The sequence below is a fragment of the Frankia sp. CcMO1 genome (assembly GCF_977945845.1).
Map to the genome: position 1 here is coordinate 1 of NZ_CDWTMG010000201.1, position 9,152 is coordinate 9,152.

10 protein-coding genes are annotated in these 9,152 nt (G+C 68.6%); 5 read left to right on the forward strand and 5 right to left on the reverse strand.

Annotated elements, in window-relative coordinates:
* Positions 1-181: 181 nt before the first annotated feature.
* Positions 182-628, reverse strand: a complete 447-nt coding sequence (locus AC08OU_RS19045) for an SRPBCC family protein (protein WP_476605447.1) — start codon at positions 626-628, stop codon at positions 182-184.
* A 388-nt stretch (positions 629-1,016) separates the two neighbouring features.
* On the reverse strand, positions 1,017-1,433 hold the full coding sequence (gene tnpA / locus AC08OU_RS19050; protein ID WP_462188772.1) for an IS200/IS605 family transposase: 417 nt from the start codon (positions 1,431-1,433) through the stop codon (positions 1,017-1,019).
* A gap of 293 nt (positions 1,434-1,726) precedes the next feature.
* On the opposite strand from tnpA, the gene AC08OU_RS19055 reads away from it, so the two are divergent.
* Together AC08OU_RS19055 and AC08OU_RS19060 are read left to right on the forward strand one after the other, a co-directional pair.
* Complete coding sequence (locus AC08OU_RS19055) at positions 1,727-1,906, forward strand: hypothetical protein (protein ID WP_476601095.1); 180 nt, start codon at positions 1,727-1,729, stop codon at positions 1,904-1,906.
* Entirely contained in the window at positions 1,836-2,219 is a 384-nt protein-coding gene (locus AC08OU_RS19060; protein ID WP_476601097.1) for a zinc ribbon domain-containing protein, read from the forward strand. The genes AC08OU_RS19055 and AC08OU_RS19060 overlap by 71 nt, the downstream gene beginning before the upstream one ends.
* A gap of 37 nt (positions 2,220-2,256) precedes the next feature.
* On the opposite strand, the gene AC08OU_RS19065 is transcribed toward AC08OU_RS19060, so the two are convergent.
* From AC08OU_RS19065 to AC08OU_RS19075, 3 genes are all read right to left on the reverse strand, one after another.
* A complete protein-coding gene (locus tag AC08OU_RS19065; RefSeq protein ID WP_462188771.1) occupies positions 2,257-2,799 on the reverse strand; it encodes a DUF3618 domain-containing protein in 543 nt (180 codons plus the stop codon).
* Positions 2,800-2,924: 125 nt separating this feature from the next.
* On the reverse strand, positions 2,925-3,377 hold the full coding sequence (locus AC08OU_RS19070) for a phage holin family protein (RefSeq protein ID WP_462188770.1): 453 nt from the start codon (positions 3,375-3,377) through the stop codon (positions 2,925-2,927).
* 264 nt (positions 3,378-3,641) lie between these two features.
* A complete protein-coding gene (locus tag AC08OU_RS19075; protein WP_462188769.1) occupies positions 3,642-4,526 on the reverse strand; it encodes an alpha/beta fold hydrolase in 885 nt (294 codons plus the stop codon).
* Positions 4,527-6,381: 1,855 nt separating this feature from the next.
* On the opposite strand from AC08OU_RS19075, the gene AC08OU_RS19080 reads away from it, so the two are divergent.
* The 3 genes from AC08OU_RS19080 to AC08OU_RS19090 all read left to right on the forward strand — a co-directional run.
* Positions 6,382-7,512 carry a DegT/DnrJ/EryC1/StrS family aminotransferase gene (locus tag AC08OU_RS19080; RefSeq protein WP_476601105.1) on the forward strand — a complete coding sequence of 377 codons (1,131 nt, stop codon included), beginning with the start codon at positions 6,382-6,384 and terminating at the stop codon, positions 7,510-7,512.
* Between the two features lie 2 nt (positions 7,513-7,514).
* A complete protein-coding gene (locus tag AC08OU_RS19085) occupies positions 7,515-8,492 on the forward strand; it encodes an NAD-dependent epimerase/dehydratase family protein (protein ID WP_476601099.1) in 978 nt (325 codons plus the stop codon).
* Positions 8,493-8,494: 2 nt separating this feature from the next.
* Positions 8,495-9,152, forward strand: a 658-nt coding sequence (locus AC08OU_RS19090; RefSeq protein ID WP_476605448.1) for a glycosyltransferase family protein, incomplete at its 3' end; no start/stop codon positions are given.

Sequence of the window (9,152 nt, forward strand, 5' to 3'; positions counted from 1 at the left end):
AACCACCGAGATCTACACTCGACTAGTCGTCGGCAGCGTCAGATGTGTATAAGAGACAGAGATACGGCAGCCAAACCCCAAGGTCAAGGAGGTCACACCAGGCCGATCATCACAGCGCGATACCAATAGACGATCATGAGAGGGCCAGTTCGATCACAAGATCAGCGACAGATCCCGAATTTTAGCCCCCGGAATGTCCGGCGACCTTGTCCAGGACCGCGGTGTGCAGCTTGCGGACGCCGATGGGGGCGAACGTGCGCTCGAAGAAACCACCGACACCGCCCGCGCCGTCCCAGGTCGTCGTCGCCGTGACCAGGCTCTGGTCCGGGCCGGCGCCGGGGACGACGTGCCAGCGGGTGCGCAGCGAGGAGTTCTGGTCCGCCTCGACGAGAGTGCTCGCATCGGGGGCGGAGACGGTCGCGTCGATCTGACGCACCCGCTTGCGGGTTGCCTGGAGCCGATAGGCGATGCGGGTCCCGGCACCGTGGCCTCCCGCCAACACCCGGTACTCGGAGACGTTCTCCGGCCAGGCTCGGGCGCGGGCGCCCTGGTAGTCCGCGAGCTTCGCGACAACCTGCTCGGGGGTGCCCGGCACGGCCCGCCTGACGACGACCTCGATCTGTCCCACCAGGTCCTCCTTCCTCGCTCCGGCCGGCTCTCGGCCGAAGCCCGCGTTCCTCCCGGTCGCCGTGCCCATCCGGGAGAGAACCCGTGGAGCGATGGGCGGGCCGCCAGGCTCGCGTCCCCCTGACCGTCTCATCTGGCCCGGCGCCCGTCGCCCTCGCCCGTCGCGCTTCCCGTCTTGATGGGCGCCGAGCGGCGCAGTTGATTACTTAGAGTTACAGTCGGCGGGCAGGTGGACGCCCACCAGATCGGCCAGATCGCGCGCCACCGGGCCGAGCGTGGCGAGCGCCGCCGAGAGCGTCGGGGACCGCTACCCTGACGCGGGCCGGTGCTCCGGCCTTCAGGCTGGGGGTGAAGGCCTGCGCGGGAGGGCCGCCAGGCCCGGGCGTGTCCTAGACGGGACGGGTCTGCTGCTCGATGTACTGGCGGACGGCGGTCAGTGGCGCCCCGCCGACCGATCCGGCGAAGTAGGAGCCGGACCACAGCCGGTTCGCGCGCCAGTAGTGGCGGGCCAGTTCAGGGAACTCCTGGCGCATCCGCCGGGACGACACTCCCTTGAGGCTGTTGACCAGCCGGGATAGTGCGACCTTCGGCGGGTAGTTGACGAGCAGGTGGACGTGTTCGCCTTCGCCGTTGAACTCGGCAAGGTCCGTTTCGAAGTCGGCGCACACCGCCCGCATGATCTCTTCCAGTCGGGTCAGGTGCCCGTCCTCGAAGACGCGGTGCCGGTATTTGGTCACGAAAACCAAGTGGGCGTGCAGCGCGAAAACGCAGTGCCTGCCAGTACGGATGTCGAGATCGCTGCCCATAGGCCAATGGTAGGCTCGATCTGCGCAGCTTCGGTACAACTTCCGTCTCGACCCGTCGCCGGGTCAGAGGGCGGCGCTGTCCCGGACATTCGGCTGCGCCCGGGTCGTGTTCAACGACGGGCTGCGGCTGCGGCAGGAAGCACACACCGCCGGGTTGCCGTACGTGTCGGATGGGGAACTGTCGAAGCGAGTCATCACCGAGGCGAAGAAGACCCCGCGACGGGCGTGGCTCGCCGACGTGTCGGCGGTGGTGCTGCACCAGGCGGAAGAAGGCTGTCGTCAAGGTGGCACGGGTGCACGCCCACGTTGCCGACGCCCGACGGGACTGGCAGCACAAGCTCTCCACGACGATCATCCGCGAGAATCAAGCGGTGTACGTCGAGGACCTGTGCGTGGCCGGTCTTGGCCGGACCCGGCTGGCCCGGTCGGTGTACGACGCCGGCTGGTCCCAGTTCATCGCGATGCTGGAGTAGCAAGGCCGCGCTGCAGGGCCGGGTATTCGCGAAGGTCGACCGGTTCTTCCCGTCGTCGCAGGTCTGTTCGGCGTGTGGGGTGAAGGACGGGCCGAAACCACTGGCGGTCCGGTCGTGGGCGTGCCCGGCCTGCGAGGTCGTCCACGACCGGGACGTGAACGCGGCACGGAACATCAGGGCCGAAGGGCGCAGGGTCGCCGCCGGGCAGGCGGAGACCGTAAACGCCCGTGGAGCGCGGGTAAGACCGGCCTCCGTGCCGGCACCGCGCGGCGAAGCGGGAACCCACCCGAAGCCCACGCCCACAGCGGCGTAGCAGGCGGGAACCTCCGCCCTTCAAGGCGGAGAGGATGTCAATCCGGGTCGATCTCGCAATGCCGCCGGAGCCGGAGGATGAGCAGCAGAATCACGAGCAGAACCGCCAGCCCGGCGGCGGACCCCGCTGCCCGCGGGTTGTCGGCGGCCTTCTGCCGGCCAGCCGTGAGGGCGCTGCCCGCGGTGTCGCGCACCTGGCCGGCCTTCGCCGCCACCTGCGGGTGCGCCTCGATCTGCTTGTGCACAGTCTGCGTGGCCGTACCCGCGGCGCTGCCGGCCGTCGCGCGGGCCTTCTGCGCGGTCACGGCGAGCTGCGGGTGGGCGTCGAACTGCCGGCGTACGGTGGCCTTCGCCTGATCCGCCGTGTCCCGGGCCTTTTCGGCCGCGATCTCCGTCGTCGCCGCGACCTTCGGGCGGACCGCCTCGGTCGCCGTGGTCACCCGGCGTTTGATGTCCTGTGCGGTGCGACCGGCGACCTTCTGCGGGCTGACCCGGTCGGAGAGCTGGTCGAGGTCGCTGCCGAGCCGCGCCCGGGTCGCCTCGATGTCGGACCGGATCTCATCCGGACTCGTGCTTGTCACTGCGAACCTGACCTTTCTGATGCTTCTGCCGGTGGTTCCGCGGAAACACGGGGCGGTGGGCGGCACGGGGAGTGGCGACACGGGGTAGTGGGCGGGTGAACGAACCCGCGGTGGTGGGGGAGGGACTACCCGCGGCGGCCCTGCGCCCACTGGACGTCCTCGCGCAGCGTCTCCACGGTCTGCGCCGGAGTGGGGTGGACCGCGCGCACGGTGGAACGACCCCTCAGGGCCAGCACGGCCGCGACGGCACCGAGGACGACGGTGATGATGAGGGCGGCCCAGCCCAGCGCCATCACCTCACCCAGGCCGAACATGACGGCCAACAGGGCGAAGAGCAGGACGAAGTAACCGGCGCCGCCCGCTGCGGCGAACATGCGGGCGCCCTTGCCGGCCTTCTTCACCTCCTCGCGCATCTCGGCCTTGGCGAGGGCGACCTCCTGGCGGAACAGCGTGGAGATATCCGAGACGACGTCGGACACCAGTTCCCCGGTCGATTCGCGGTCCCCGGTCGTGCTCCCGGCGGCCGGCGGGGCCGGCGCGGTCCGGAGAGCCTGGGTGGCATCCGATGAGGTCCGCACCCGTGCACCATCCACGTACGGGGCGCTATCGTCCGGGTAGGGAATACCGGTCGTTCCCGACTGCCGCCGGTGTGCACTCCTCATGGGTTCTCCTCGCGGCTTCTCCTAGCGGGCGTCCGCGTAGCCGCACCCGCAGAACAACGTACGATCTGCGGATTCCCTCGGATCGGCGGCTTAACCCCGGCAGTCGCGCCACCTGGGACGAATTACCGTTTTGTCCGTTTTCCGCCGGACTCTCGCGCCCGCGGCCGGCGCACCCGGTCGTCAGTCCACCCGTTCCTGCGGGGAGGAGTGCTCCCAGTCGGCGAGGATCGTCCGGATCCCGGTAACCAGCAGCAACGGCTGATCGAGCATGACGTGATGGCCGGCGAGCGGGATCTCGATCACCGGTGCCACCCGCCCGAGCAGATTGTACATCTGGACGCCGATGTCGGGGGTGAGCAGGCCCTTCTCGGCCCGGAAGAGTGCGACCCGGCAGTGCACCTTGCGTAGTACCTCGGGCGACGGGGTCCGGTTGCCGAACACCTTCGGGTCGAACTTCCACGTCCAGCCGCCCTGGACCGACCCGATCGAACCCCGGGCGACGTGATCGATGATGAACGGCAGCACGTAGGGCTGCTCCGGCACCGCCCGGAACCGGGCCAGCGCGTCGGTCGCCGTCGGATACACCCGCAGCGGGCCGAACGCCGTCCGGTCCCGGGCCGCCCGTTCCTCCGGGGTGAACTCCTGCACGGGGGAGTCGACGACGACGATGCCGGCGACCCGGTCCGGGTACTCCGCGGCGGTAGTGATCGTTACCCAGCCGCCCATGCTGTGCCCGATGATGATCGGGGGCGAGGTGACCTCGGCGTGGTCGATGACACCGATCACCTCGGCCGCCCAGGTACTGAGCGAGTAGTCCTCGCGCCGGTCGCTGTCACCGTGGCCGGACAGGTCCAGCGCGATAACGCGGTACTCCCGCGGGATCATCGGCGCGATGTGGTCCCACCAGCCCGCGTGGGCGGCACCACCGTGGACCAGCACGATCGCCGGCCGACTGCCTCTGCCCCAGCAGCGGTAACTGATAGTCGCGCCCGCCACCTCGGTCTCGTGCCGCTCCGGTCGGTGGTCAAGGGCGGCCTCGAACCAGGCCGGTGCTTCATCATCCATCCCAGGTCTCTGCCGTTCGGTTCGTCGGGCGGGTGGCTCCATCGTCGCCGGCCGGCGACGTGTCCCACCCCTGATACAACACCGCCAGGCCTGTGTTCAGGCCGTTCGTGGCCGTGTTGTCGGATTGGCGATGAGACGACCACCGCGGGGCGGCGATCATGTAATGCTGGACCGGCCTGCGTAGATGCGCTGGCGGTCGACCTGCCTCGGCCGATGCGCAGGACGCCCGACGACGCCGGGTGCGAACGGCGCGTGTGCACTCGGTCCGACGAGGTGACCGGGTCGGTACCGGAGCCCGGACCCCGGCGGCCCCGTGCGGCGTCACACCCGTTCCCGGGAATGCACGTCGTGCACCACGGGCGTCCCACCGCCGCGGATATTCCCGTGACCGCCGCCACTCCCTTCGCTGCACGGGGTGCAGCGAAGCATTCTGATGTTTCCCATGTGCAACAGAACCGGTAATCTAGCCCGAAATTTCGACCTTTCGGGGGACTGCCGGCCGGCCCGGGCGAGCTGCCCGCACCGTTGCACGTTGCTGCTTTCAAGAGAAAAATGTTACTTTTATATTGATGTGGTATAATTTCGGCCCGGAGTTTCGGGTCCGGGCCCGACCTCTCCGGTCCGCCGCCTCCGCGCAGGCCGCGTGGTCGTGCCACGCTTGATCACCATCGGGCCGGCGCGGGGCAGCCGTCCCACTGGCTGCTCTACGACACACGCCGGTGCGAGATCAGTTTCCAGGAGGCGGCATCGTGACCATTCTCGCCCCATGAAGCACATTTCGGTGCAGTTTGGCAAGAGCCGAGGGTGCGGAAACCGTTAGGGACCTTGGTCCCGTCGCGTCCGACAGATGGGGGTCGTACACTTTCACCAAGTCCCGACGAGGCCGTCTACCTGCGTTCCCCCCGTACGTCGGGTGAGACGGCTTCGTCGGGACTACTTGTATCCGGTTGTATCCAGACCGTTCTCGAGCGAACGGCCCTGGTTCGACTGTAGATGATCTTTCCCTGGTCGCTCACTCCGGCTGGGTGATTTCTCGACGGCCGATCAGCCCCGGCTGGCCGCGTCCTCCATCCGGTTCATCCGTCTTCAACTGATCGTCGTCCGCGTGCCCACAGGCGTGGTTCGCATGGCGATCAGTATCTGCCGCAGTGCCTGCTCGTTCCCGCCCTGCGTCCTCGGTCGATGTCCTCGGTCGAGGTCGCGGTTCATTGACAGGAACGAAGGGTGGGGTGACATCCGCCGCCTCCGCGGCTACCCGGGTGAGTGTTACTTGGAGTGATGGAGTGTCGCGTTGGGTATCGGAGACGCGACGATGCAGGCCTCCCGGCCTTGGCCGTGCCCGGGAAGCGGCTGGCCGGGACCAGTGCCGTAACGACGGTGCCGTAACGACGAGGTCCGGGCGGCCGCGGTACTGGAGGAGCAGGTCTGGGTCGCCGTGGGCGGACCCGTCGCCGTCGCGGCGAGTGGCGTCGCCATCAATCACCATGTGTCGCGGGCTGGCGGTGATTAGTGACAGACATCTCTCCTTCATCACAGGAATATTGCCTTGCTGACATATTTGGTTACGTTCGGACAGATGTGGGATGTTTTGTGGGGAGTAGCCGTGGGCTGCAGACATGCCGGCGATCGGGATCGATAGCCTGTTTTGGGCATGTACCGACAAAGCCGATGGTTGCCTCCGTACGGGTCGGAGGGAGCGCGGTGGGTCGCTGGCGGGAGGCCGGCGGAATCCGGAGTCGGTGATGCCGCGAAGGCCGCGGCTCGTCCCGGCCGGGTCCTTCGTCGCGGCGCAGCCGCTATGGGGGCCGGCCGGCTCGCTCGCACGGGAATGACTCGGAAGGTAGGGGTGAACAAGGTGCATGTCCCCGCGGCGCGCATCGTCTTCTCACCGGAGGATCGCGCGGAGATCGCATCGGCCGTGACCGAGATCCTGGCCACCGGTGCGCTGACCTTGGGTGTCCATACCGCTGAATTCGAGGCGGCATTCGCCGCGGCTCACGAGGCCCCGTTCGCGGTCGCCGTGAGCAGTGGAACGGCCGCATTGGAGATCATCCTTCGTAGTCACGGTGTCGAAGGCGCGGATGTCGTCGTGCCGACGAACACGTTTGCGGCGACCGCTTTCGCGGTGTTGCGGGCCGGTGCCATGCCGGTTTTCGCGGATGTGAGTTCGGACACCTTTGCCCTGACCGTCCGCGGTGTCGAGGCCGCGGTGACGCCGCGGACCCGCGCCGTTGTCCTGGTCCACATCGGTGGGCTGATCCCGCCGGACGTGGCCGAGTTGCGGGCCTTCTGTGACGATCGAGGCATCGCGCTGGTCGAGGACGCGGCACATGCCCACGGCAGCCGCCACGGTGACGGCCACGCCGGGTCGTTCGGGATCGCGGGAGCGTTCTCGTTCTATCCAACCAAGGTCATCACGAGCGGTGAGGGCGGAATGATCCTCACGTCCGATCCCGCCATTCACGAAGCCGCTCGGATCTATCGTGACCAGGGCAAAGCCGGTTTTCTCGGGAACGTCCACATCAAGCAGGGGTACGCCTGGCGGCTCAGCGAGATGCAGGCGGTCACCGGCCGGGTGCATCTGCGGCATCTCGCCGACTTCCTGGCGACCCGCGCCACCGTAGCCGCGCGGTACGACGCCGCGCTGGACACCCTGGGCACCGTTACCCGCCTGCAGATGCCGCCGGCTGGTCTCTGCAACTACTACAAGTACATTGTCCTGCCCCGCCCCGGGATCGATCGCGGCCGGCTGAAGAAGGAGCTGAAGGAACGCCACGGCGTCTCCCTGAGCGGTGAGGTCTACGAGTCGCCGCTGCACCGGCAGCCGGTCTTCAGTCACTACGCGGTCCGGTCCCTTCCGGTTGCCGAGGACATCTGCGCCCGGCACGTGTGCCTGCCCATCCATTCGGACATGACCGAGGTGGAGGCCGACCACGTGGTCGCGTCCTTCGCCGCCGCGCTGCAGAGCCTGAGCCTGGACGGATGACAATGAAGATTGCGGTAACCGGAGGGTCGGGTTTCATCGGCAGCCATGTGGTCGACCGTCTGCTCGACGCCGGTCACGACGTTCTCTCGCTGGACGTCGAACACCGGCCGGTCGACCCCTGGGCCAGTTACCAGCAGCTCGACGTGCTTGATCTGCCGGCGGTCACCGCCGCGCTGAGGGGCGTCGAGGCCGTCTTCCACATCGCGGGGATGTCCAATGTGGACTTCGCGTTCGCCGACCCGGTGCGCACCGTGCGGCTCAACGTCGAGGGCACCGGGAACATCTGCGAGGCGGCGCGGCAGGCCGGGGTTCGGCGGGTGCTGTTCGCCAGCACCGTCTGGGTGTACGGGGCGGTCGGTGACCGGGCCGGCTCGGCGCCGCTGACGGAGGACGCCGAGATCACGCTGGGCCGCGCCGGGCACGTCTACACCTCGACGAAACTGGCCGCCGAACTGCTGCTGCACAGCTATCAGCAGACCTACGGGCTGCCGTTCACCATCCTGCGTTACGGCATCCCCTACGGCCCCGGAATGCGTGACGAGCTGGTGCTGGCCCGCTTCGTCCGCAAGGCTCTGAACGGCGAGTCGCTGACGGTGGCCGGCGACGGCCTGCAGTTCCGCAACTACGTGTTCGTCCGGGACCTGGCCGAGGCGCACGTGCTGGCTCTGACCCCCGACGCGGCCAACACCACGCTCGCCCTCGAGGGCAGCGAGTCGGTCAGTGTGCTGGAGATGGCACGGGCCGTCCGGGAGTACTTCCCCGGCACCGCCATCGAACACATGCCTGCGCGCCCCGGGGACTTCCGCGGCCGGGAGATCTCCGCGCAGCGGGCCGCGGAGGTGCTCGGCTGGCGACCGACCACACCCTTCTCGGAGGGTGTCCGGCAGTACATCGAGTGGTATCTGGCAAATCGACGGCCTCCGGCTCAGGCGCTCCCGCCTGTCGGCGACCTCGACGTCTCCGCGGTCTCCTCGGAGTGACCATGGCGCAGATCGGCGGTAGCACGGTGAATGGACCATCCAAAGATGATGTTGAGGTGGGAGTCGGCGGCCCGCCAGCCGTCGGCGAACCGGGGGTCACGGAACCTGTCCTGCCGGGGCCGGCCGCAGCGGGGGGACCGGTCGCCGCCGCCGCACTCCCCGCCGATCCGCGCACGCACGGCGTCGACGCCCGGCCCGCCGGAACGCCGACGCGGCGGGGCTCCGCGCTGCTGCTGTCGGGCTCGCTCGGGATGGGCCACGACGTGATGGCGCAGGCGTGCGGCGCGTCGCTCACCCGGCGCGGGTTCACCACCCGGACCGCCGACAGCCTGCGCATGCTCGGTGGGCGTAACGGCTCCCGGGGGGAGAAGGTCTTCCGTGGCATGATCGCCGTTCCGGGCCTGTATGACGCCGTGCACTTCTCCCAGATGAGAACCGGTGGCCGGCTCGCCCAGGCCATCGAGAGGACGTCGAGCCGGTTCGTCGTCCCGGCATTGCGCGAGGAACTGGCCGCTCAGCCGACCGATCTCGCGATCTCGATCTTCGCTACCGGAGCCGCGGCGACCAGCCGGGTCAAGGCCGAGTTCCCCGGCCTGGTGACGGCGGTGTTCTCCACCGATTGCTGCGTGCACCGGCTGTGGGTACACGACAACACCGACC